Source organism: Aquamicrobium ahrensii (assembly GCF_040545755.1).
GTDB lineage: Bacteria > Pseudomonadota > Alphaproteobacteria > Rhizobiales > Rhizobiaceae > Mesorhizobium > Mesorhizobium ahrensii.
Genome location: NZ_JBEPMN010000003.1, coordinates 263,520 through 285,754 on the forward strand (window position 1 = coordinate 263,520; position 22,235 = coordinate 285,754).

Annotated in this window: 19 protein-coding genes; 8 read left to right on the forward strand and 11 right to left on the reverse strand. The window is 64.4% G+C overall.

What is annotated here, in order from left to right; translation table 11 throughout:
* Positions 1–43 precede the first annotated feature (43 nt).
* Entirely contained in the window at positions 44–676 is a 633-nt protein-coding gene (locus tag ABID44_RS06230; protein ID WP_354150826.1) for a TetR/AcrR family transcriptional regulator, read from the forward strand.
* Here the strand turns inward: ABID44_RS06230 and ABID44_RS06235 are convergent.
* Complete coding sequence (locus tag ABID44_RS06235; protein ID WP_354150827.1) at positions 667–963, reverse strand: HlyU family transcriptional regulator; 297 nt, start codon at positions 961–963, stop codon at positions 667–669. The two genes, ABID44_RS06230 and ABID44_RS06235, sit on opposite strands and share 10 nt — an antisense overlap.
* A gap of 144 nt (positions 964–1,107) precedes the next feature.
* Positions 1,108–1,401, reverse strand: a complete 294-nt coding sequence (locus tag ABID44_RS06240; RefSeq protein ID WP_354150828.1) for a GYD domain-containing protein — start codon at positions 1,399–1,401, stop codon at positions 1,108–1,110.
* Between the two features lie 189 nt (positions 1,402–1,590).
* Between ABID44_RS06240 and ABID44_RS06245 the strand changes: the two genes are divergently transcribed.
* Positions 1,591–2,220, forward strand: a complete 630-nt coding sequence (locus ABID44_RS06245) for a LysE family translocator (protein WP_354150829.1) — start codon at positions 1,591–1,593, stop codon at positions 2,218–2,220.
* A gap of 62 nt (positions 2,221–2,282) precedes the next feature.
* On the opposite strand, the gene rpoD is transcribed toward ABID44_RS06245, so the two are convergent.
* From rpoD to ABID44_RS06260, 3 genes are all read right to left on the reverse strand, one after another.
* The gene (rpoD, locus tag ABID44_RS06250) at positions 2,283–4,286 is read right to left on the reverse strand and encodes an RNA polymerase sigma factor RpoD (RefSeq protein WP_354150830.1); all 2,004 of its coding nucleotides are present in this window, start codon (positions 4,284–4,286) and stop codon (positions 2,283–2,285) included.
* Between the two features lie 380 nt (positions 4,287–4,666).
* Complete coding sequence (gene dnaG / locus ABID44_RS06255) at positions 4,667–6,613, reverse strand: DNA primase (protein WP_354150831.1); 1,947 nt, start codon at positions 6,611–6,613, stop codon at positions 4,667–4,669.
* A gap of 152 nt (positions 6,614–6,765) precedes the next feature.
* Entirely contained in the window at positions 6,766–7,185 is a 420-nt protein-coding gene (locus tag ABID44_RS06260; RefSeq protein WP_354150832.1) for an RcnB family protein, read from the reverse strand.
* Positions 7,186–7,569: 384 nt separating this feature from the next.
* On the opposite strand from ABID44_RS06260, the gene ABID44_RS06265 reads away from it, so the two are divergent.
* From ABID44_RS06265 to ABID44_RS06275, 3 genes are all read left to right on the forward strand, one after another.
* On the forward strand, positions 7,570–9,234 hold the full coding sequence (locus tag ABID44_RS06265; protein WP_354150833.1) for a Na/Pi cotransporter family protein: 1,665 nt from the start codon (positions 7,570–7,572) through the stop codon (positions 9,232–9,234).
* 189 nt (positions 9,235–9,423) lie between these two features.
* The gene (locus tag ABID44_RS06270; RefSeq protein ID WP_354150834.1) at positions 9,424–9,561 is read left to right on the forward strand and encodes a hypothetical protein; all 138 of its coding nucleotides are present in this window, start codon (positions 9,424–9,426) and stop codon (positions 9,559–9,561) included.
* Between the two features lie 15 nt (positions 9,562–9,576).
* Positions 9,577–10,104, forward strand: coding sequence for an outer membrane protein (locus ABID44_RS06275; RefSeq protein ID WP_354150835.1), 528 nt, complete (start codon positions 9,577–9,579; stop codon positions 10,102–10,104).
* A gap of 199 nt (positions 10,105–10,303) precedes the next feature.
* Here ABID44_RS06275 and ABID44_RS06280 read toward each other — a convergent pair whose 3' ends face one another.
* Complete coding sequence (locus tag ABID44_RS06280; protein WP_354150836.1) at positions 10,304–10,753, reverse strand: GatB/YqeY domain-containing protein; 450 nt, start codon at positions 10,751–10,753, stop codon at positions 10,304–10,306.
* Between the two features lie 342 nt (positions 10,754–11,095).
* On the opposite strand from ABID44_RS06280, the gene carA reads away from it, so the two are divergent.
* Positions 11,096–12,298 carry a glutamine-hydrolyzing carbamoyl-phosphate synthase small subunit gene (gene carA / locus ABID44_RS06285; RefSeq protein WP_354150837.1) on the forward strand — a complete coding sequence of 401 codons (1,203 nt, stop codon included), beginning with the start codon at positions 11,096–11,098 and terminating at the stop codon, positions 12,296–12,298.
* Here the strand turns inward: carA and ABID44_RS06290 are convergent.
* The 5 genes from ABID44_RS06290 to ypfJ all read right to left on the reverse strand — a co-directional run bounded on the left by ABID44_RS06290 (position 12,226) and on the right by ypfJ (position 17,672).
* A complete protein-coding gene (locus ABID44_RS06290; protein ID WP_354150838.1) occupies positions 12,226–13,587 on the reverse strand; it encodes a TCR/Tet family MFS transporter in 1,362 nt (453 codons plus the stop codon). The genes carA and ABID44_RS06290 overlap by 73 nt on opposite strands.
* A 266-nt stretch (positions 13,588–13,853) precedes the next feature.
* Entirely contained in the window at positions 13,854–14,951 is a 1,098-nt protein-coding gene (locus tag ABID44_RS06295) for a transglutaminase domain-containing protein (protein ID WP_354150988.1), read from the reverse strand.
* 36 nt (positions 14,952–14,987) lie between these two features.
* Positions 14,988–15,665, reverse strand: coding sequence for a TlpA family protein disulfide reductase (locus ABID44_RS06300; protein WP_354150839.1), 678 nt, complete (start codon positions 15,663–15,665; stop codon positions 14,988–14,990).
* 86 nt (positions 15,666–15,751) lie between these two features.
* On the reverse strand, positions 15,752–16,729 hold the full coding sequence (locus ABID44_RS06305) for a nitrilase-related carbon-nitrogen hydrolase (protein WP_354150840.1): 978 nt from the start codon (positions 16,727–16,729) through the stop codon (positions 15,752–15,754).
* Positions 16,730–16,736: 7 nt separating this feature from the next.
* Positions 16,737–17,672 carry a KPN_02809 family neutral zinc metallopeptidase gene (gene ypfJ, locus ABID44_RS06310; RefSeq protein ID WP_354150841.1) on the reverse strand — a complete coding sequence of 312 codons (936 nt, stop codon included), beginning with the start codon at positions 17,670–17,672 and terminating at the stop codon, positions 16,737–16,739.
* A gap of 233 nt (positions 17,673–17,905) precedes the next feature.
* Here ypfJ and ABID44_RS06315 point away from each other — a divergent pair, with 233 nt between their 5' ends.
* Entirely contained in the window at positions 17,906–18,529 is a 624-nt protein-coding gene (locus ABID44_RS06315) for a dihydrofolate reductase family protein (protein WP_354150842.1), read from the forward strand.
* 215 nt (positions 18,530–18,744) lie between these two features.
* Positions 18,745–22,230 (forward strand): carbamoyl-phosphate synthase large subunit, encoded by a 3,486-nt coding sequence (carB, locus tag ABID44_RS06320; RefSeq protein ID WP_354150843.1) that lies wholly within the window; start codon positions 18,745–18,747, stop codon positions 22,228–22,230.
* Positions 22,231–22,235: the final 5 nt, after the last annotated feature.

Consider the following 22,235-nt stretch of genomic DNA (forward strand, 5'->3'; position numbering starts at 1 on the left):
TACATTCTGCATGTTTCTGCAATTAAACATACAGGCTGTATGCATGCAACAGGATTCAGCACGCCGCTCCAACCGCGAGCGGACCGAAGCCACCCGCGCCGCGCTGATGGCGGCCGCGCGCGCGCTCTTCATCGAGAAATCCTATGCGGAGACGGCGACGCCGGAGATCGTCGCCGCGGCTGGCGTGACGCGCGGCGCTCTCTATCACCATTTCGCCGACAAGCAGGCGCTGTTCAGCGCGGTGGTGGAGCAGGAAGCAGCCGAGGTGGCGGCCGAGATCGAACACGCGACGCCGGAGTCGGAAAGCGCCCGTCAGGCCCTTCTGGACGGCGGCGAAGCCTTCCTCTCGGCGATGGCGACGCCCGGCCGCAGCCGCCTGCTGCTTCTGGATGGGCCTGCGATGCTCGGTCGCGCCGCGATGGACGCGATCGATGCAAGGCATAGCGCCCGCACCCTGCGCGAGGGTCTGGAGGCGGCCATGCGTGAGGGCGGCATGAAGGCGGCCCCGCTTGACGCAATGACCGCGCTGCTGTCCGCCGCCTTCGACCGGGCCGCGCTGTCGATTGAAAGCGGCGCGGCGCAGGTCGATTTCATGGAAACGCTTGGCGCGCTGATCGACGGGCTGTTCCCGCCGTCAAAGCAAAGAGTTGGGCGGCAATCGACAGGTCAGCCCTGATCGAACATGCGCTCGCCCTGCTCGTCGACCAGCTGGATTCCCTTGCGGATCGACACCTCCGCCGCATCGTCGATCCCCGCGAAGCGGTCGGCGCGGATGAACTTGTGTTCCTTCACCACGCCGTCGACCTCCCTGGAGACCACGCCGCAGGTCTGGTACTGGCCATCGGCCTTGTAAGGCATGGCGACGATGGTGAAGCCCTTGTGCTCGACCTGTTTGGCCGGTTTGGCCTCAGCCGGAGCCTCCGACGATCCGCCGCCGCCGAAAAGACGTTTCAGGAAAGACATGGGCTCCTCCAGGGACAATTCCGGCAAATGCGAGACGATCCTCACTAGCCGATCCTTTGCCATGGCGACAAGGGCATAGCGCCCGTTACCGCCACTCAAAGCCGGAAAGTTGGCCGGATGCGCTCCGCGTTTCCGGGCGAGCGCTCAGGCCAGTGTTGCAACGATCTCACGATAGGCGCTTTCGGGAAACGCCTTGAGCGTGCGCGAGCGCACATTGCCGCCCATGCCCAGTTGCATGGCGAAACGCGCCGCCACCGCGTCGTCCGGGGCCTCGCAGACCGCCACCATGTCATATTCACCCATGGTCAGGTAGAACGCCTTCATCTGGCCGCCCATCCCGGCAAGCTGGGTCTTGGCCGCATCGAGCCGTGCGGGCGAGTCGTGAACGCTCTTCACGCCCGCATCCGTCCAGTTCAGCAGCATGACGTAAGTGGTCATATGTCACCTCCCTCCGGCGTCACGAAGCGGGAGAAGACGGGTCGGGCGCCGGGACGATCCCGCCTGCCTGCCAAATCATGTCCGCAAACTGTAGTTTTGACGACCCGGATTCGTTGCGGCGACGAAAAATTCCGGTCTGGCGTCGCGCCCCGTTCCGTGCTTTGTCGCAGCGCCAACGGAAACAATCACATGCATATCGATTTCGGCATGCTCGCTCTCTACGTGGTGACGGTGATCACCATGATCGCGGTTCCCGGCCCGGTCGCGGTGCTCGTCACCGGAGCCGGCCTTGCCGGCGGAGCGAAAAAGGCCTTCAACACCATAGCCGGCACCAATGCCGCGTCCCTGGTGCTCATTCTTCTTTCGGCGCTGGTGGTGAAAGGCATCTTCGCCATCAACGAGACAGCCTTCAACCTGCTGAAGCTCGCCGGAGCCTGTTACATCGGCTGGATCGGCTGGGAGATTCTGCGCGAATCCCGCACCCCGGATCAGCAGCCGGCGGCTGCCGTGCAGCCGCGCGTCGGCGGGTTTTCCAAAGGCTTCGTCATGGCCATTTCAAACCCGAAGGACATCATCTTCTTCGCGTCCTTCTTCCCACAGTTCGTCAGCGTCACGCCCGACACCAACACCAGCATCGCACTGCTCACCATCCTGTGGGTCGTGCTGGATTTCGCGACGCTTTTCCTCATCTACCTGCTGGTCGCGAGGCTTCTGAAGCCGTCTGTTCACCGCGCCATATTGCGCGTCTCCGGCGTTCTTTTGCTGATCATCGCAATTGGCGGGGTCGCCATGACGGCGATGGACCTCTGGCGCGCCTGACGCCTTAACCACAAAAAAGGCCGGGCGAATGCCCGGCCTTTTTTCTGAAATCGTGATGCTGCTCAGCTGTCGAGGAAGCTGCGCAGCTTCCTGGAGCGGCTCGGATGCTTGAGCTTGCGCAGCGCCTTCGCCTCGATCTGGCGGATACGCTCGCGCGTCACCGAGAACTGCTGGCCCACTTCCTCCAGCGTGTGGTCGGTGTTCATGCCGATGCCGAAGCGCATGCGCAGCACGCGCTCCTCGCGCGGGGTGAGCGAGGCAAGCACGCGCGTGGTCGTCTCGCGCAGGTTCGCCTGGATCGCCGCGTCGATCGGCAGGATCGCGCCCTTGTCCTCGATGAAATCGCCGAGGTGTGAATCCTCCTCGTCGCCCACCGGCGTTTCGAGACTGATCGGCTCCTTGGCGATCTTCAGCACCTTGCGCACTTTTTCCAGCGGCATGGCGAGCTTTTCGGCCAGTTCCTCCGGCGTCGGCTCGCGGCCGATCTCGTGCAGCATCTGGCGCGAGGTGCGCACGATCTTGTTGATCGTCTCGATCATATGCACCGGAATGCGGATGGTCCGCGCCTGATCGGCGATCGAGCGGGTGATCGCCTGCCGGATCCACCATGTCGCGTAGGTCGAGAACTTGTAACCGCGCCGGTACTCGAACTTGTCCACCGCCTTCATCAGGCCGATATTGCCTTCCTGAATGAGGTCGAGGAACTGCAAGCCGCGGTTCGTGTACTTCTTGGCGATGGAGATCACGAGGCGCAGGTTGGCCTCCACCATCTCCTTCTTGGCGATGGCCGCCTCGCGCTCGCCCTTCTGCACCTGGTTCACGATCTTGCGGAACTCGGCGATGGAAATGGCGGTCTCGGTGGCGAGGTTCTGGATTTCCCCGCGAAGCGCGCGGATCATGTCCTTCTCGTTCTGGTAGAATTCCTTCCAGCCGCGGCTGGACAGGTTGGCGATGGCCTTGGTCCAGTTGGGATCGAGCTCCGAACCCTGATATTCGCGCAGGAATTCCTCACGCCGCACGCCGTAGCTTTCGGCCAGGCGCAGGAGCTTGCCCTCGTTCTGAACGAGACGCTTGTTGATGTCGTAAAGCTGCTCGACCAGCGCCTCGATGCGCGCCTGGTTCAGCGACAGCGACTTCACCGCCTTGATGAGCTGGTCCTTCAGCTCCTTCAGGCGACGGTCCTGGCTGGGCGACAGCGTGCCGGCGGCGGCCAGCCGGTTCTCGACCTGCTGGTCCTGCAGCTTGCGCAGCTTCTTGTAGGTGTCGGCGATGACATCGAGGGTTTCCATGACCTGCGGCCGCAGTTCCGCCTCCATGGCGGCCAGCGACAGGTTGGCCTCGTCCTCTTCCTCTTCTTCTTCTTCGCCGCGCGTATCGCCGCCCACATTGGTGACGTCGTCGTCCTCGCGGCCCCGGCGCGGCTTTTCGTCGGTCTTGGGCTTGGAGTCCTCGTCCGGACGCTCGACCACCGGCGCCTGCTTGCCTTCGGGGCCCGCATAGGTGGCTTCGAGGTCGATGATCTCGCGCAGCAGGATCTTGGCCTCGTTCAGCTCGTCACGCCAGATGATGATCGCCTGAAAGGTCAGCGGGCTTTCGCAAAGCCCGGCGATCATCGTCTCGCGGCCGGCCTCGATGCGCTTGGCGATGGCGATTTCGCCCTCGCGCGACAGAAGCTCCACCGAACCCATCTCGCGCAGATACATGCGCACGGGGTCGTCGGTGCGATCGGTCGGCTCCTTCTTGGGCGCAACGGCGACGGCCGTGCCGGTCTGTTCGGCGACTTCCTGCGGATCGTCCTCCGATTCCTCGGCCTCTTCTTCCGCCTGCTCGTCATCCTCGACGACATTGATGCCCATATCGGACAGCATCGCCATCGTGTCCTCGATCTGCTCGGAAGTGACTTCCTCGGAAGGCAGAACCGCGTTCAGCTCGTCCATGGTGACATAGCCGCGCTTCTTCGCGACCTTGATCATCTTCTTGACAGCATCGTCGGAAAGGTCGAGCAGCGGGCCGTCGGTTGTGCCCTCGCGTTCGTTCTCGACCTCTTCCTTTTCCTTCGTCGCCATTCTTCTTCTGCCTCCAGACGGCTGCTCAAGCCGCGAAATCTAAGCCTGCTGCAAATTGTGCGCATCAGCCTGGCTGATGCGCCTCATGGCCACAGTTGCCGCGTTTCTCGTCAAGCCCGGATCAACCCTGGTTCTCAATCGCGCCTTGAAATCCATCTTGCATCGAGCGGCATATGTGCATCTGCGTTCTTTTCGTCGACGCCCCGTCGAGTTAACAGCAAGTCGGGTTCACAGTGACAAGAATCGACCTGATTCCGTCATTCTACCGATAGGTCAAGCGCCTGTGACATGATTCGCCCTAAAAAAGCGAATCAATTGCCATAAATGCGCCTTTCGGCCGCGGGCGACCGGAATCGCTCGCAGCCTTGACCTGCCGCCGGCTAACTCCTGCCGGCCCGGCCCGACAATACGCCGAAGCCTTCGATCAGGGCCTCCGTCGCCTGCACATCCCGGAATTGCGCCTGAATTTCGACCAGGCGCCTGTAATTCTCATCTGTGGGCTCGCTGGCGAGCGCGGCCTCCGCCTGCTTCAGCTCCTTATGTAGCGTGCGCGCGCTGCGGTGCAAGTGCAGGGCCTGGGCGAAAGCGTCGCGGGCGTCGTCCAGCGCAGCGCTTTCCAGAGCCGGCCACTGCCGCGTGCGCCGGATCAGCGCCTCGGCCCGCTCCCAGACATCCGCGTGTCCGGCGCGACCGATCGCCTCTACCACCGCCCGCCGCTCATTGGCCATGTCATGCGCCAGCGCGTCGAGCAGCGCCGCATGCAGCTTGCGCAGGTCGCCATTGGCAAGGTCGAGGAACTCGATATGCTCGAAGAACTCGTCGATCAGCGCGGGATGGTTGATGAGCGCAACGACGATGGTCGCCTCGCGCACGGTCATAACTTCGCCGCCGCGCTTGAGCAGCGCCGAGCGCCCGAGGCTTTCGGTGATGGCGTTGCGTCCTTGCGCGCCCTGCCGCGACCACTGACCCGCGCCCTGAAAACCACCACCCTGGCCGCGCCGTCCGTTCTGCCCCTGCTGGCGCCCGTGCTGGCGGTTGCGCTGCGCACCGAAGAAGCTCTGCACGCGCTCGCGCATTTCCTGATTGTAGTGGAAACGCACCGTCTCGTCGCGGATGCGGCTGGTCAGTTCCCGCAGCGTCTTTTCAAGCTCCGCCCGCCGTTCGGGCGTATCGAACACGGTTCCGGCGGTTTCGCGCATCCACACGAGGTCCGCCAGCGGCCGCGCCTCGGCAAGCACGGAGCGGAATGCGTCCGGGCCCTCGTCACGCACAAGATCGTCTGGGTCCTTGCCTTCCGGCAGCAAGGCGAAGCGCGCCGTTTTGCCCGGCTCGATCAGCGGCAGGATGAGGTCGGCGGCGCGCCATGCGGCTTTCAGGCCCGCGCCGTCGCCGTCGAAGCACAGCGCCGGCTCGGCCGACATGCGCCACAGAAGCTCGAGCTGGTTTTCGGTCAGCGCGGTTCCCAGGGGCGCAACCGCATTCTCGAAACCGGCCTGCGCCAGCGCGATGACGTCCATATAGCCTTCGACGACCACGACCGTCTCGCCGCGCGCCACCGCCTTGCGGGCGCGGGCGAAATTGTAGAGCACATTGCCCTTGTGGAAGAGTTCGGTTTCGGGCGAATTGAGATATTTCGCCAGCGCATCGGGCGACATCGCCCGGCCGCCGAAGGCGATGATGCGCCCGCGCGAATCCGGGATCGGGAACATGATGCGGTCGCGGAACCGGTCGTAGGAAACCGGAACGTCGTGGCCGTGCACGACAAGGCCGCAGGCCTCGATTTCCTCCCTGCCCACGCCGCGCGCGGCCAGGTGTTCCTTCAGCGCGTTGCGGCTTTCGGGCGCATAGCCCAGCCGAAAGGATTGCTGCGTGGCCGGCGTCAGGCCGCGGTCGCGCAGATAGGCGCGCGCCTTCGCCCCTTCCGCCGATTGCAGCCGCTCCTGAAAGAACGCCGTCGCCATCTCCATGACATCGGTGAGTTCGGCGCGCTGCTTCTCGCGCGCCTCCGCCTGCACGTCGCGCGCCGGCAGCGGCACGCCGGCCATATCGGCGACGCGCTCCACCGCCTCGGGAAAGCTCAGGCCGTCCAGTTCGGTCAGAAACTTGAAATGATCGCCGGAAACGCCGCAGCCGAAGCAGTGGTAACGGCCCTTGCGGTCCTCGCAGTGGAAGCTCGGCGATTTCTCGCCATGAAACGGGCAGCACGCCCACCAGTCGCCCTTCGGTGCGTTGGTCTTCCTGCGGTCCCACGTCACACGGGTGGCGATCACCGATGAGATCGGCACCCGGTCGCGTATCTCGTCAAGGAATGATGGTGGAAAGCGCATATGGGAAACCGCCCGTTTCCTCTCATATAGACGCCCTTTGCACGCAAGACGACTCTCGCTGCGCGCCCTCCCCGCTTTTCACAGGCCCTTATCACAACAGGCAAAACGAAAAGGGCGGCGCGGGGCCGCCCTTTCGCATGTTTCGACCGGCCTTAGCGCGCCGCGATCACGCCGGCGATAAGGCCCGTCGCCAACCCCACCAGCAGATAGTCGTTGTCGACCTTGATCCACTGCTGGCCGGCGGCCGGGCGCTTCAGGCCGTAGCGGTGGTAGTCGCGAACCGGGGCATGGCGACGCCAGTCGGAATAGCGCTGGCCGCGCTTCCAGTCATGACGCTTGGCATAGTTCGGCTTCTTCACGGCCTGCTGCTTGCCGTACCGGCCATGGTCGCGCCTGCTGTCGTATTTGTGGACAGGCTTCTTGTAGTTCTGTCCATGAACCGGCTTGCGGTAATCGACCTGCACCAGTTCGGCCTGCGGCGCAGCCGGCCTGTTCAGCGGAGCGGCCTGCCCCTGAAGCGAAGTGGCCGCCAGCATCGACATGGCCATGACGGAGAGAATGATGCGTTTCATGAAAGGCGCTCCTGCGTTGTTGATGACCAAAGAGATAGGGCCCCTTGCATGAACCGAAACTGAACGGCGACATTACATTTCGGTAACAGAATCCAACCGTTAAGCGCCTGTCTTGATTCTGTTTGGCAGGAATGGGGAAACCTCGCCCGCAAAGCCGTCCCTGGCGCGGGGCGCGGCTTTGCACCCGCCTTGAGACAGCCATAAATTTCCGCCAACATACTCTGGGGGATGGACAATATTGATTACCCGGCTAATATATAAGGCCGTATCGGATACTCCCGCCATGCATGTGATTCGCCTTCCTCAGCGCGTCGGTCGCGCAATCTGTTTCATGTGGCCGCGCCGCAACGCCGCCGCAGCCCTTGCCTGTGCGGGAGCGTCTGCATGACCGGTTCGGCGGTTCTCGTTCATCTGGCCGGCGCGGTGGCGCTGATGCTTTACGCCACCCGTCTGGTGAAAACGGGCGTCGAGCGCGCCTATGGCGACGTGCTGCGCCACAAGTTGCGCGCCACCCTGCGCAACCCGATCATGGCGGTGCTGGCGGGCACGGGTCTGGCCGTCGCGCTGCAAAGCTCCACCGCGGTCACCCTTCTGGTCGGCTCCTTCGCCGGCGCGGGCATCGTTTCGGGCCTCGCCGGCCAGCTTGCCGTGCGCGGCGCCGAGATCGGTTCGGCGCTGGTGGCCAAGCTGCTGACCTACGACCTGACCCTTCTCGTGCCGCTCTGCCTCATCGTCGGCACTTTCCTGTTCATGGCGACGGAAAGCCGGGACTGGCGTCAGAAGGGCCGCATTCTGGTCGGCGTTGGCCTGCTCATCCTGTCGCTGGAGATGATCGGTCAGGCATCGGAGCCGCTGCGTGAAAGCGAGCTGATGCCGATCATCATCAACTATTTCTCCAGCGATCCCATCACCGCCTATCTGCTGGCGGCGCTGATCACCTGGCTGTTCCAGTCCTCCATCGCCGCGGTGCTTCTGATGGCGACCATGGCCGGGCGCGGCCTTATCACGCCGGAACTCGGCGTCGTGCTGGTGCTGGGCGTCAATCTCGGCTCCTCGATCATCGCCCCCATGCTCACCCGCAATTCCGATCCGGGCGTGCGCATCGTGCCGGTCGGCAACCTGCTGATGCGTGGCATGGGCTCGATCATCATGCTGGCGCTGGTGATGATCTTCAAGCCGCAGATCGGCTTCCTCGGGGCTACCGCGTCGGACCAGATCGTCAATGCGCACATCCTGTTCAACGTCATTATCCTGATCGCCGGCCTGCCGCTTGCCGGTCTTGTCTACCGCGCCTCGGAAAAGATCGTGGCGCTGGGCGCAAGGCCGGACCCGACGGAATCCCTTCAGGTCGCCGAATTGTCGGCCCTGTCGGAATCCGCGCTGTCCAGCCCGCCGCAGGCGCTCGCCAACGCCACGCGCGAGGTCGTGCGGGTGTGCGAAACCGTCGAGATCATGCTCAAGCGCATCATCGACCTCTACGAGAGCGCAGACGAGGACCAGATCAACGCTCTGGCCGCGCTCGACGACCGGGTCGACGAGCGCCACTCCGCCATCAAGATCTATCTGGCCAAGCTGATCCGCAATTCGCTCACCGAGGACCAGGCGCTGCGTTGCCAGGAACTGATCGGGGCCTGCGTCAAGCTCGAACAGGTGGGCGACATCATCGTGCGCAACATGCTGGTCCATGTGCGCAAGAAAATGACGCAGAATCTGGAATTCACCCCGGAAGGCTGGAAGGAGATCACGGCTTTCCACGCCGCCGTTCTCGCCAATGCGCGCCTTGCCTTCAATGTGCTGGTTTCGCGCGATACCGAGACCGCCCGCCAGCTCGTTGAGGAAAAGGACAGGCTGCGCGATATGGAACGCGACGTCAGCAACAATCACTTCCTCCGGCTTCGCGACGGCACGCTGAAGTCGATCGAAAGCAGTTCCATTCATCTGGATACGTTGCGCGACCTGAAGCAGATCAACTCGCTGCTGACGTCGATCGTCTATCCGGTTCTGGAGGAACGCGGCCTGCTGCGCGGCTCGCGCCTCAGAGCGAGCTGAGGGGGCCGACGTCCCGCAAAGCGGGTCCCGAGGCGATAGCGACGTAACCGGTTGAAAACCTCCGCAGCCTTCCGCACGCATAGATGGCGGAAATGCCACACTGCATCTAAATCTCAATCAAAGCCCGGCGGCCACCTTCTCGCGCGTCACGTTTTGTGGCGAATGGCGTGCAGGGTTGAGGGTGACATCATGAAATTCATTCTGCTTGCTACAGTCGCCGGAACAGTTCTGGCTACCGGTGCATTTGCCGCCGATTCCGTCGCCGATGCGCCAATCGCTTCCACCTATGACTGGACAGGCGCCTATATCGGGGCGCAAGCCGGCTAGGCGGCCGAGGGCGATGTGGATTACTTCTGGGAGGGCGGCGACCCCATCTGGGACTATCGCCTGAGCTCTCGTGGCGGGTTTGGCGGCATTTTCGCGGGCTACAATCATCAGCTTGACGGTGGGGTCGTTGTCGGCCTCGAAGGCGACATCGGCTGGGGTGACATCAAGGCGACCGGAAACGCTGTCGGGAGCGCCATTTACACCAGCACGACGAAACTCGACTGGACGGGATCCGGGCGCGTTCGGGTGGGATACGCCCTGGATCGCTTCATGCCCTATGTGACCGGCGGGTTCACCGTGGCGCGCATGCAATTCGAGGAAAAGTCCCTCGGCAATTTTTACAGCCAGGCATCGAAAAATCTGACCGGCTGGACCCTGGGAGCAGGCGTCGAATATGCAGCAACGGAAAACTGGACGGTTCGCGGCGAATATCGCTACACGCACTACGGCAAGAAGAGCTTCGTCGCGACGCAGGTCAACGAGAACTGGGAAGCCAGGATCCGCACCCATGATTTCCGCCTGGGCGTAGCCTACAAGTTCTGAGCGGCATCGATTTTCTCAGCCCGTTTCGGCCTCCCGAAGCAGCTTCGGAATGATCGTACAAGCCTTGAACTGCCGCCGGGACCGCCCGGCGGCAGGCAAGCGGCAGAGCGGCGCGGCGCCAGAACCTTTCAGCTTTGCGCCTGCTTGCGGAGCCGTCCACCTCCCCAGCAGCGCGTTTTGCGGGATATGCCCCGGCTGATTACCCCAGCAGGCCCTTGATCGTCCCGCTCGCCTTGCCGAAATCCATCTGGCCGGCATATTTTTCACGCAAGGCCGCCATCACCTTGCCCATGTCCTTCACGCTGGCGGCGCCTGTTTCCGCAATGGCCGCGCGAATGGCGGCTTCCGCTTCCGCCTCGTCCATCTGCCTTGGCATGAAGTCGCGGATCACCACAATTTCCTCGCGCTCCCTGGCCGCCAGTTCCGGCCGGCCGCCATCCTCGAACGCCTTGGCCGAATCCTCGCGCTGCTTCACCATCTTGGCCAGAAGCTGGGCGAGTTCGTCAGCGCCGGCCGCATCCTTGCCCACGCCGCGATTGGCGATGTCGCGATCCTTGATCGCCGCCTGCATCAGCCGCAGCGTGGAAAGGCGGCCCTTGTCGCCCGCCTTCATCGCCGTCTTCACTTCGTCCATAAGCCGTTCGCGCATGGTCCGCCCTCCTTGAATGGCGCTCTAATTCTTTGATTTAGCATCGGATTTTCCGAAAACCGGATTCCACTTTTCGGTCCGATGCTATAGAGCATGTCGCCCTGCGCTGAAAAGCGGTTTTGAGCCTTGCAGCGCGCGAAAATGCGGGGCGGCGCAGAAAAGCTGCGACTTGGCCGCACACGGTGTTGACCGGACCGGCCGCTTCCCCTATCTCGGAGCCTTAGCATGAACTGAGCATCAAGTGTGCGCGGAGGTCGCGAAAGTTCGCCGCCCCGTGCCTTTTGCCGCGGACATCCGGCTCCGGTCCTGTGTCCGCGCAACCTTCACGATTGGAGCGCCGCCATGGCCAGCACTGCCCCCTGGGTTTCGGAAAAGCCGACCGCCCTGCTCGTCCTCGCCGACGGAACGGTGATCGAAGGACGCGGCCTCGGCGCCGAGGGCGAAGCCATTGGCGAGGTCTGCTTCAACACCGCGCTTACCGGCTATCAGGAAATCCTCACCGATCCCTCCTATGCCGGCCAGATCGTCACCTTCACTTTCCCGCATATCGGCAATGTCGGGGTCAATGAAGAAGACGAGGAGAGCCTTGCGCCGATCTCGCGCGCCGGGGCAGTCGGCGCGATCTTCAAGGCCGACATCTCCACGCCCTCCAACTACCGCGCCACCGGCGGCCTCGACGAATGGCTGAAGAAGCGTGGCGTCGTGGCCATGTCGGGTCTCGACACCCGCGCGCTCACCGCGCTTCTGCGCGAAAAGGGCGTGGCCGACGCTGTCATCGCCCATTCCCCGGACGGCGATTTCGACGTCGAGACGCTGAAGAAAAAAGCCGCCGGCTGGTCGGGCCTCGTCGGCCTCGACCTTGCAAAGGACGTCACCAGCGGCCAGTCGAGCCTGTGGGAAGAGACGCCCTGGGTCTGGAACGAAGGCTATGGCGAGCAGGACGCGCCGTCCATGCACATCGTCGCCGTCGATTTCGGCGTCAAGCGCAACATTCTGCGCCTGCTGGCCGGCCTCGGCGCGAAGGTCACCGTTGTGCCCGCCACCGCCTCGGCCGCGGATATCCTCGCCCTCCAGCCCGATGGCGTTTTCCTCTCCAACGGCCCCGGCGACCCTGCCGCCACCGGCGATTACGCCGTGCCGACGCTGCGCGAACTGCTCAAGACCGACATCCCGATCTTCGGCATCTGCCTTGGCCACCAGATCCTGGCGCTCGCCACCGGCGGCAGCACGGTCAAGATGCATCAGGGCCATCATGGCGCAAACCATCCTGTAAAGGACCATACCACCGGCAAGGTCGAGATCGTGTCCATGAACCACGGCTTCGCGGTCGACACCACCTCGCTGCCCGAGGGCGTGAAGGAAACGCATGTCTCGCTGTTCGACGGCTCGAACTGCGGCATCGCCATCGTCGGCAAGCCGGTATTCTCGGTGCAGCACCACCCGGAGGCGTCGCCCGGCTCGCAGGATTCGCACTATCTCTTCCGCCGTTTCGCCAACCTCATCCGCGAGCGCAAGGGCGAGCCGGCGCTGGCCGAGCGGGCCTGATCGCCCGCAAACCTGTCAGCGCCCAACCTGCGGTTGGCTTTTCGCGGCGGCCCCCAGGGCCGCGCCGTCCTGCTTTCAGGGGCGCGCACCTTCGTAACCAGCACCAACAGCGCCAGCCCGAGGAATATGCCGGCTACCACATAGGAAGCCCCGCCGAACTCCACCGGCGCGGCAGGCCCGGTGAACCACGAAAATATGTTGGTGTAGAGCAGCGGGGCGATGATCGCGGTGATCGAGAACAGGCTGGTGATCGCACCCTGCAACTCGCCCTGCGAGGAGGGTGGCACCCTTGCCGCGGCCAGACTGCGCAGCGGCGGCTCGGCCAGTGCCTCCAGACAGGTCGCCACGATCACCGCGTAGATCATCCACCCCTGCCAGGCGGCCGCGTAGCCGAAGGCGGCGATGGCGGTGAAGGCCAGTCCCACGGCGGCCGTGCGCCATTCGCCGAGCGCCCGCGCCACGCGCGGCAGCACGAACGCCATCACCACCGCCCCGCACAATCCGTACAGACCGAGCGACAGGCCGATCATCCGTTCGCTCCAGCCGTAGCGGTAGTCGCCGACGAACGACCACACCGACGGATAGACCATGTGGCCGAGCATCATCAGGAAGAACACCAGCCCCAGCCAGCCGATGCCCGGATAGTTGCGCATCTGCTTCAGCGTGCCGAGCGGGCTCGCCCGCCGCCATTCGAAGGGCCGGCGATGCCTGGCCTCCAGCGTCTCAGGCAGCAGGAAGAAGGCGATCGCGAAATTGAGGAAGGCCAGCCCCGCCGCGAAATAAAAGGGCACGCGCGGCCCGAACTCGCCCAGAATGCCGCCCAGCACCGGCCCGATGACGAAGCCGACCCCGAAGGCGATGCCCAGAAGCCCGAAATTGCGCGCACGGTTCTCGTCGGTGCTGACATCGGCGATGAAGGCCGAGGCGGTCGAATGGCTGGCCCCGCTGATGCCGGCCAGCACGCGACCGATGAACAGCATCGGATAGGACCAGGCGATGGCGCATATCAGATTGTCGATGGCGAAGGTGAACACCGAGGCGAGCAGGATCGGCCGGCGTCCGAACCGGTCGGAGAGATTGCCGATCACCGGCGCGAACACGAACTGCATGGCCGCATAGGCGAACAGCAGCCACCCGCCCTCGCGCGCCGCCACGCTCACATCGACGCCGGACAGTTCCTGCAGATAGGCAGGCAGCACCGGCATGATGATGCCGAAGCCGATGATGTCGAGCAACAATATCATGAAGACGAGGGCCAGCCCGCGCCGTGCCGTTGCGGTGTCCACCATCTTGCGTGTCCTCTCTTCGCCGGAAAGGCGAAGCGCTCCTTATAGGCTTGTCGCCGGCAAGGAACAATAAGAGAACACCTCGGAATCTTTCATGCTGACACATGCTGCCGCCGATGGCGGGATCGCAACGCAATCCGCCATCGGCCGCCCTTGAAGCGCTCAGGGCATCGGGCCGAAAAGCAGACATTTTCGGATTATTCAGATGCGTAATCAAAGCGTTAGAGCGACTGTCTCCCAAAGTCGGCGCTCCTTCGGGAGACAGGTTTTCAGGCCATCAGTTCCCGCGCCGTGATCGCATATCTGAAGGTGTCCGGGTCGAGGCAGTCGAGACGCAGCGAAGCCGTCTCCGCCTGCGGGTACATCAGGAAGCCGAGTTTCGGCCCCTCCGCTCCCGGCAGCGACACGTCATGCGCCATGTTGTAGGCCAGCCAGTTGGTTTCCCATGACCCGAACAGCGCCTTTCGCGCCTCCACCACCTTCGCGTCATCGGCGGCCAGGTCGCCGGGCGGCTCCTCCAGCACCACCTTGCGCACGTCGGCGGGATCGACCGGCACCCAGCCATGGCTGTCCAGATAGACCTCCGCCCGGCAGTGCTGCGCCTTGGTGATCACCTCGTTCTTCGCCCCGAGGCTGGCGTAGCCGAACTGCGAGGGCGCGACCCTTATGCCGTAGACGTCGCGCGCCGGAAGGCCCGCGGCCCGCGCCAGCCCGACATAGAGCGCGTTGAGATCCGCGCATTTGCCGCCGAGATTGCCGCTCTCCAGCATCGCCGCGATATCGCCGACGCCGCATCCGCGCACGCTCGCATCGCGGAAGGTGTTGTCCACCACCCAATCGTAGATCGCCCTCGCCCGGTCGACATCGGTTTCCGCGCCGGCGGAGATTTTCTGCGCCGTTTCCAGCACGATGCCGTCCACGGGAATGAGGTCGGTTCCAGCCGTATAGAGCGCACGCTCCGTCGGCGTCAGCGGCGGCGGGTTGCCGGGAGTGGTGAGGTCCACCGCCCTGTCGCGGGCGGCGATACGGCTGACGACCTCCACCACGGGAGCCTTTTCTCCTTCATCCCATTCGACGTGGAGCATGTCGGCCCCGTATTTCGGCTCCCGCACCAGATGCGCCCTGCCTGCATTGGTGGTCCACTCGCTCCTTTCGGAGCGGAACCAGTCAGCCTCGTTCACCGAAGGTAACGGAATCCATGCCTGCGTCCGGCCGTCCGGCTCGGCGATCTCAAGTCGCGTCACCACCTCGAACCTGCGCCAGTCGCCCGGCCTGGGCGCGAAGCCGCTATTGGCGCGTGCGGAAGCCGGCAACAGCATCGCAGCCGAAACCGCAGCGCCCGCCTTCAGAAAATCCCTTCTGTCGATCCTCATTGGTTTTCCTCCCGTTGAACCGTTTCCCATTTACTCGCTCACCGTTGCAGCCAGCCGTTCGCGCAGCCGCTCCACCTGGATGCTGTCCCAGTCCAGATCGTGCGTGACGACAAGGCGTGGCGTCAGCGTTTCATCGAGCACGAAAGTGGCCGGCAGGGAGCGGACGCCCCAGCCTTTGGCGACGCTCATGTCCTCGTCGAGCAGCACAGGATAGGCGACGGGCGCATCCGTGAAGAACCGTCGCACGCGCAATTCCACCTCACCGACGGAAATCGCCAGCACCGTCAGGGGCATTGCCTCCCCGGCCCGCGCCGCCAGCCGCTGCAAGGCCGGCAGTTCCTCCCTGCACGGCTCGCACCATGTGGCGAAGAAGTGGACGATGACCGGGCGGCCGCGATGGTCCGAAAGATCGACGGTCTCCCCGGAGAGATTGGCAAGGGAAAATGGCGGTGCGGCATCGGCCTGGCCCGCCGGGCGCAGTTCATCCAGCGCCTCGCCGACGCCGGCCGCCTGCACTGGCGGCGCAAGCGAAACGGCCGCCGCCGCAAGCAGGGCCGCGAAAGCCGTTCTTATACAAAACGCGATTCCGGAAATGTCGCAGACCGCGCAAAAACACCGTGTCAGCCTTCCGTCCGGAAAACGGAAGGCGTCGCCCTCTATGCCGACAAGGTGACCGCCCCGACACTCGGGAGCCCGCGCGCCATGCATTGCACGTCAGTATGGCGCAGATTTTCCGCCCGTCAATCGAGGTGGCGCGCACAAGGTCGTGTGGGTCCGGCCGCGCCGCCTTCTTGCTATAGCGCGATCTCGCCGGGCTCCTCGCCTTCCTCGTCCTCGGCGACTTCGACCTGATAGCTCACCGGCGTCCGCTCCGTCTCGTTCACGCTGAGCCTGAATATGTCGGGGCGCGCATAATGGCCGGCCACATCGAGATCAAACTTGCCGCGGATCGTATCGGTGAGGTCGATGTCCGCGGTCAGGACGGCTTCCCGGTCGTAGACGGGGCCGGCGAGCACATCGCCAAGCGGCCCCACGATCACGCTTCCTCCGCGGATGAGGACGGTCGAAGGATCGTTCCCCTGTGCGCAGTCATAGGCGTCCGGCGCATCGGCCCGCGTCATGTACTGGCAGGAGCTCAGCACGAAGCATCGGCCTTCATAGGCGATATGGCGCATCGAAGCCTGCCAGATGTCGCGCTCGTCCACGGTTGGCGCGCACCACAGGCTTATGCCCTTGCCGTACATCGCCTGCCGAAGATTGGGCATGTAGTTTTCCCAGCAGATCGCCGCGCCGATGCGGCCGATATCGGTGTCGAAGACGGGAATGGTCGAGCCGTCGCCCTGCCCCCACAAAAGCCGCTCGCTTGCGGTCGGCATCAGCTTGCGATGCTTTCCGAGCAAGGCGCCATCCGGTCCGAAGAACAGCGCCGTGCAATAGAGCGTGCCGCCGTCGCGCTCGATGACGCCGGTGACAAGATGCGCCTTCATCTTCGCCGCGAAGGAACCGATACGGGCCGTTTCTGGCCCCGGCACGTCGATCGCAGCTTGCCAGTAGCGCACAAAATCGTCGCGGCCAGCGGCGGTGCGCGTTCCGATCCGCGCGCCGAAGTCGAGGCCCTTGGGGTAGCCGCCGACATAGGCTTCGGGGAAAACGGCGAGTTCGACGCCTTCCGCGGCGGCCGCCTGGCAATGGGCCTCCATGCGCTCAAGTGTGCGCGGCGTGTCGAACAGGCTGGTCCCAGCCTGAATGACGGCGATGCGGCTTTGTGTCATGCTGCCCTCAGATCGGATTGTTGAATGTGTCGCAGTCGGAAAGCTTGCCGCTCTGGTAGCCGCGGGCGAACCATTTCTGGCGTTGCGCGGAAGTGCCGTGGTTGAAGCTTTCCGGCACCACATAGCCCTGGGTGCGCTTTTGCAGCGTGTCGTCGCCGATCTGCTGGGCGGCATTCAGCGCCTCTTCCAGATCGCCCTCTTCCAGAATGCCCTTCTGGGCGGTGTAATGGCCCCACACGCCGGCGAAGCAGTCGGCCTGAAGCTCGACCTGCATCGACATGTGGTTCGCTTCCTGCTCGCCCATGCTCTGGCGCATCTGGTTGAACTTCGGCAACACGCCGATCAGGTTCTGCACATGGTGGCCGACCTCATGGGCGATGACATAGGCTTCGGCGAAATCGCCCGATGCGCCGAACTGCTGCGAAAGCTGGCGGAAGAAGGAGGTGTCGAGATAGACCTTCTTGTCAGCCGGGCAGTAGAACGGCCCGGAAGCCGAGGAGGCGAAGCCGCAGGCAGAACGGATCTGGCCGTCGAACAAGGTCAGTTGCGGCTCCTGATAGGTCAGCCCGTTTGCCTGGAAGATGCCGTTCCACACATCTTCCGTCTCGGCCAGGACGGTGGCCACGAACTGCCGCATCTCGTCGTTGCGCACGGAACCCGAGCCCGGCTCGCTGGAGGTGACGCGCCCGCTGTCCTCGCCCGGCAGCAGCCCGCCTCCGCCCCCGGTCAGCACCTGCATCGGATCGATGCCGCAGGCTTTCAGCGCAAAGAACAGCACGACGAGAATGACGATGGTGGAAATGCCGCCGCCGCCGGCGCGCCCGCCCACCGGGATGCGGATCCGGCCCGGCCCGCCACCGCCAATGCCGCCGGGCCTGCCGAAACCGCCCTGTCCGCGCTGGTCGTCGATATTGTCGCTTTGACGGCGGCCTCTCCAGCGCATGCGCGATCCTCATCCTTGGTGGCAGGCTGTCGCGCCTGCGCTGCTTCTTCCGGCCCGATAGATAACTTATCGGCCTGTCCGAGTCATGACCATTGTTGGCTTGCGCGGCAACGCGCGAAGCGGGCCAATCGTTCCGATGCGGGCGTCCATGCGCAGCACGGCCTTGCCATGCGAGGCTTCCCGTGGCCCAATCCCGGCGGACGCGGGGCGCACACCCTAACGGGAGCAATCTGATGAGAAAGATCAGACTGACCGCCTTTGTCAGCATGGATGGCGTCATGCAGGCGCCCGGCGGCCCGGACGAGGACCGCGACGGCGGCTTCGAGCATGGCGGCTGGACGGTTTCCTATTGGGACGAGCCGATGGGCCGTTTCATGGACCGCACCTTCGACACGCCTTTCGACCTTCTGCTGGGACGCCGCACCTACGATATCTTCGCCGCCCACTGGCCGCGCGTTCCCGACTCCGATCCGATCGCGAAATCCTTCAACACCGTCACCAAATATGTCGCCACGCACCGGCCGGACAGCCTCGGCTGGCGAAACAGCGAGGCGCTGACGCCCGATCCGGCTGCCGCCTTGCGCGACCTGAAGGCGGGGAACGGACCCGATCTGCTCGTTCAGGGCTCGACCGTCCTGCTTCAGACGCTGCTTGCGGGCGATCTGGTCGATGAAATCAGCCTGCTGACTTTCCCGCTGGTGCTGGGCAAGGGCAAGCGCCTGTTCCAGGGTGGGGCCATGCCCGGGGCCTTCAGGCTGACACATTCGCAAGTGTCCACCTCAGGCGTCCTCCTGGCCAGCTATGAGCGTTCGGGCGTGATCGTCACCGGCTCGTTCGCCCTCGACGAAAACGGCTGAACCGCATTGGCCGGCCGTATGGATCGGGACCGTTCCCCGGTCCCTTCGCCCAGCCATGCGTATTGGCTGGGCAAAGATGCATTTTTCGGGGTTACATCGGTTGAAACTCTCCCCTATAAGGCCCCCTTAGCCTGATACTGAGAATCCACGCAGCGTGAACCGACCCGGAAATCCGGCGCCGGTGTTTCGCGTGCACAGCCATAACGGACCCCGCCATGCCAAAACGCACCGATATCAAATCCATCCTGATCATCGGTGCCGGCCCCATCGTCATCGGCCAGGCCTGCGAATTCGACTATTCCGGCACGCAGGCGTGCAAGGCGCTGCGCGAGGAAGGTTTCCGCGTCATTCTGGTCAACTCCAACCCGGCCACCATCATGACCGATCCGGAGCTGGCCGACGCCACCTATATCGAGCCGATTACGCCCGAGGTCGTCGCCAAGATCATCGCCAAGGAGCGCCCGGACGCGCTGCTGCCCACCATGGGCGGCCAGACCGCGCTCAACACGGCGCTGTCGCTGCGCCGCATGGGCGTGCTGGAACGCTACAATGTCGAGATGATCGGCGCCGACGCGCACGCCATCGACAAGGCCGAGGACCGCGCCCTGTTCCGCGAGGCGATGGCCAGGATCGGCCTTGAAACGCCGAAGTCGATGCTGGCCAACGCCACCGAGGTCAAGGACGCCGACCGCAAGAAGCACGAGGCCGAGCGCGCCGAACTCAAAGTGTCCGGCGCGTCCGACACCGAGCTCGATGCGCTCGAAACCCGCTGGAACCTTGGCGAGGGCGACCGCAAGCAGCGCTACGTGTCGCACGCCATGGGCGTCGCCGCGCAGGCGCTCGACGCCGTTGGCCTGCCCGCCATCATCCGCCCCTCCTTCACGCTCGGCGGCACCGGCGGCGGCATCGCCTTCAACCGCGAGGAATTCTTCGCCATCGTCCAGTCCGGCCTCGACGCCTCCCCCACCACCGAGGTGCTGATCGAGGAAAGCGTGCTCGGCTGGAAGGAGTTCGAGATGGAGGTCGTCCGCGACAAGGCGGACAACTGCATCATCATCTGCTCCATCGAAAACATCGACCCGATGGGCGTCCATACGGGCGACTCCATCACGGTCGCGCCGGCGTTGACGCTGACCGACAAGGAATACCAGATCATGCGCAACGCCTCGATCGCGGTGCTGCGCGAGATCGGCGTCGAGACGGGCGGCTCCAACGTCCAGTTCGCGGTCAACCCCGAGGACGGCCGCCTCGTCGTCATCGAGATGAACCCGCGCGTGTCGCGCTCTTCCGCGCTGGCCTCCAAGGCCACCGGCTTCCCCATCGCCAAGATCGCGGCCAAGCTGGCCGTCGGCTACACGCTGGACGAGCTGGATAACGACATCACCGGCGGCGCGACGCCCGCCTCGTTCGAGCCGTCCATCGACTATGTCGTCACCAAGATCCCGCGCTTCGCCTTCGAAAAATTCCCCGGCGCGGAGCCGACGCTGACCACCGCCATGAAGTCGGTCGGCGAGGTCATGGCCATCGGCCGCACCTTCCAGGAATCGCTGCAAAAGGCGCTGCGCGGCATGGAAACCGGCCTCACCGGCCTCGATGAGATCGAGATTCCCGGCATCGGCCAGGGGGGCAATCACAGCGACGACAAGAACGCCATCCGCGCCGCGCTGGGCACGCCCACGCCCGACCGTCTGCGCATGGTGGCGCAGGCGATCCGCATGGGCGCCTCGCTGGAAGACGTGCACGCCATGTGCAAGATCGACCCGTGGTTCCTGGAGCAGATCGCCGGCATCATCGCCATGGAGACCCGCATCCGCGAGCATGGCCTGCCGCAGGACGCCGCCAACATGCGCATGCTGAAGGCCATGGGCTTCTCCGACGCGCGCCTCGCCTCGCTCACCGGCCAGAAGCCGAAGGCAGTCGCACAACTGCGCAATTCGCTTGCCGTCCATCCGGTTTACAAGCGCATCGACACCTGCGCCGCCGAATTCGCCTCGCCCACCGCCTATATGTACTCCACCTATGAGCAGCCTTTCGCCGGCCAGCCGGCCAACGAGGCCGGCGTGTCGGACAGGAAGAAGGTGGTCATCCTTGGCGGCGGCCCCAACCGCATCGGCCAGGGCATCGAGTTCGACTATTGCTGCTGCCACGCCTGCTTCGCGCTGGCCGAGGCCGGCTACGAGTCGATCATGATCAACTGCAACCCGGAGACGGTCTCGACCGACTACGACACCTCCGACCGTCTCTATTTCGAGCCGCTCACCGCCGAGGACGTCATCGAGATCCTCAAGATGGAGCAGAGCCGCGGCGAACTGGTCGGCGTCATCGTCCAGTTCGGCGGCCAGACCCCGCTGAAGCTCGCCGAGGCGCTGGAGAAGAACGGCATCCCGATCCTCGGCACCTCGCCCGACATGATCGACCTTGCCGAGGATCGCGACCGCTTCCAGAAGCTGTTGCAGAAGCTCGATCTCACCCAGCCCGAGAACGGCATCGCCTATTCGGTCGAACAGGCCCGCACCGTCGCCGGCGAGCTCGGCTTCCCGCTGGTGGTGCGCCCCTCCTACGTGCTGGGCGGCCGCGCCATGCAGATCATCCATGACGAGGCCATGCTGCAAACCTACCTGCTCGACACCGTGCCCGAGCTGGTGCCGGAGGACATCAAGCAGAAATATCCCAACGACAAGACCGGCCAGATCAACACGCTGCTCGGCAAGAACCCGCTCCTGTTCGACACCTATCTGTCGGGCGCGATCGAGGTCGATGTCGATTGCCTGAGCGACGGCGAGAACGTCTATGTCTCGGGCATCATGGAACACATCGAGGAAGCCGGCATCCATTCGGGCGACTCGGCCTGCTCGCTTCCCGTCCACTCGCTGTCCGACGAGATCGTCGACGAATTGGAGCGCCAGACGGCTGCGCTCGCCAGGGCGCTCAAAGTCGGCGGCCTGATGAACGTTCAATACGCCATCAAGGACGGCACCATTTATGTGCTGGAGGTGAACCCGCGCGCCAGCCGCACCGTGCCTTTCGTGGCCAAGACAGTCGGCAAGCCGATCGCCAAGGTCGCCGCCCGCATCATGGCCGGCGAGACGCTGGACGCCGCCTTCTCCCATTATGGCGAGAAGCCGAACGCCCGCAATCCCGGCCACATCGCGGTTAAGGAAGCCGTGTTCCCCTTCTCCCGCTTCCCCGGGGTGGACATTCTGCTCGGGCCGGAGATGAAGTCGACCGGCGAGGTCATGGGCCTCGACCGCGACTATGCGCTGGCCTTCGCCAAGGCGCAGCTCGGGGCCGGCGTCGACCTGCCGCGCTCGGGCACGCTGTTCGTCTCGGTGCGCGACGACGACAAGCACGGCATACTGGAGCCGGTGCGCCGCCTCGCCGGGCAAGGTTTCCGGGTGCTCGCCACCGGCGGCACCCAGCGCTTCCTCGCCGAAAACGGCATTGCGGCGGAAAAGATCAACAAGGTGCTGGAAGGCCGCCCGCATATCGAGGACGCCATCCGCAACCGTCAGGTGCAGATCGTCTTCAACACCACGGACGGCCAGAAGGCGGTGTCGGATTCGAAGTCGCTGCGCCGCGCCACGCTCATGCAGAAAGTGCCCTATTACACCACGCTGGCCGGCATGGCGGCGGTGGCCGAGGCCATCGCGGCGCTGAAGGCCGGCTCGCTGGAAGTGCGGCCGTTGCAGGAATATTTCTGACCGCT

Coding starts and splice junctions, on each gene's coding strand:
- ABID44_RS06230 (WP_354150826.1), top strand. CDS start 44: ATGCAACAGGATTCAGCACGCCGCTCCAACCGCGAGCGGACCGAAGCC.
- ABID44_RS06235 (WP_354150827.1), bottom strand. CDS start 963: ATGTCTTTCCTGAAACGTCTTTTCGGCGGCGGCGGATCGTCGGAGGCT.
- ABID44_RS06240 (WP_354150828.1), bottom strand. CDS start 1,401: ATGACCACTTACGTCATGCTGCTGAACTGGACGGATGCGGGCGTGAAG.
- ABID44_RS06245 (WP_354150829.1), top strand. CDS start 1,591: ATGCATATCGATTTCGGCATGCTCGCTCTCTACGTGGTGACGGTGATC.
- rpoD (WP_354150830.1), bottom strand. CDS start 4,286: ATGGCGACGAAGGAAAAGGAAGAGGTCGAGAACGAACGCGAGGGCACA.
- dnaG (WP_354150831.1), bottom strand. CDS start 6,613: ATGCGCTTTCCACCATCATTCCTTGACGAGATACGCGACCGGGTGCCG.
- ABID44_RS06260 (WP_354150832.1), bottom strand. CDS start 7,185: ATGAAACGCATCATTCTCTCCGTCATGGCCATGTCGATGCTGGCGGCC.
- ABID44_RS06265 (WP_354150833.1), top strand. CDS start 7,570: ATGACCGGTTCGGCGGTTCTCGTTCATCTGGCCGGCGCGGTGGCGCTG.
- ABID44_RS06270 (WP_354150834.1), top strand. CDS start 9,424: ATGAAATTCATTCTGCTTGCTACAGTCGCCGGAACAGTTCTGGCTACC.
- ABID44_RS06280 (WP_354150836.1), bottom strand. CDS start 10,753: ATGCGCGAACGGCTTATGGACGAAGTGAAGACGGCGATGAAGGCGGGC.
- carA (WP_354150837.1), top strand. CDS start 11,096: ATGGCCAGCACTGCCCCCTGGGTTTCGGAAAAGCCGACCGCCCTGCTC.
- ABID44_RS06290 (WP_354150838.1), bottom strand. CDS start 13,587: ATGGTGGACACCGCAACGGCACGGCGCGGGCTGGCCCTCGTCTTCATG.
- ABID44_RS06300 (WP_354150839.1), bottom strand. CDS start 15,665: ATGCATGGCGCGCGGGCTCCCGAGTGTCGGGGCGGTCACCTTGTCGGC.
- ABID44_RS06305 (WP_354150840.1), bottom strand. CDS start 16,729: ATGACACAAAGCCGCATCGCCGTCATTCAGGCTGGGACCAGCCTGTTC.
- ypfJ (WP_354150841.1), bottom strand. CDS start 17,672: ATGCGCTGGAGAGGCCGCCGTCAAAGCGACAATATCGACGACCAGCGC.
- ABID44_RS06315 (WP_354150842.1), top strand. CDS start 17,906: ATGAGAAAGATCAGACTGACCGCCTTTGTCAGCATGGATGGCGTCATG.
- carB (WP_354150843.1), top strand. CDS start 18,745: ATGCCAAAACGCACCGATATCAAATCCATCCTGATCATCGGTGCCGGC.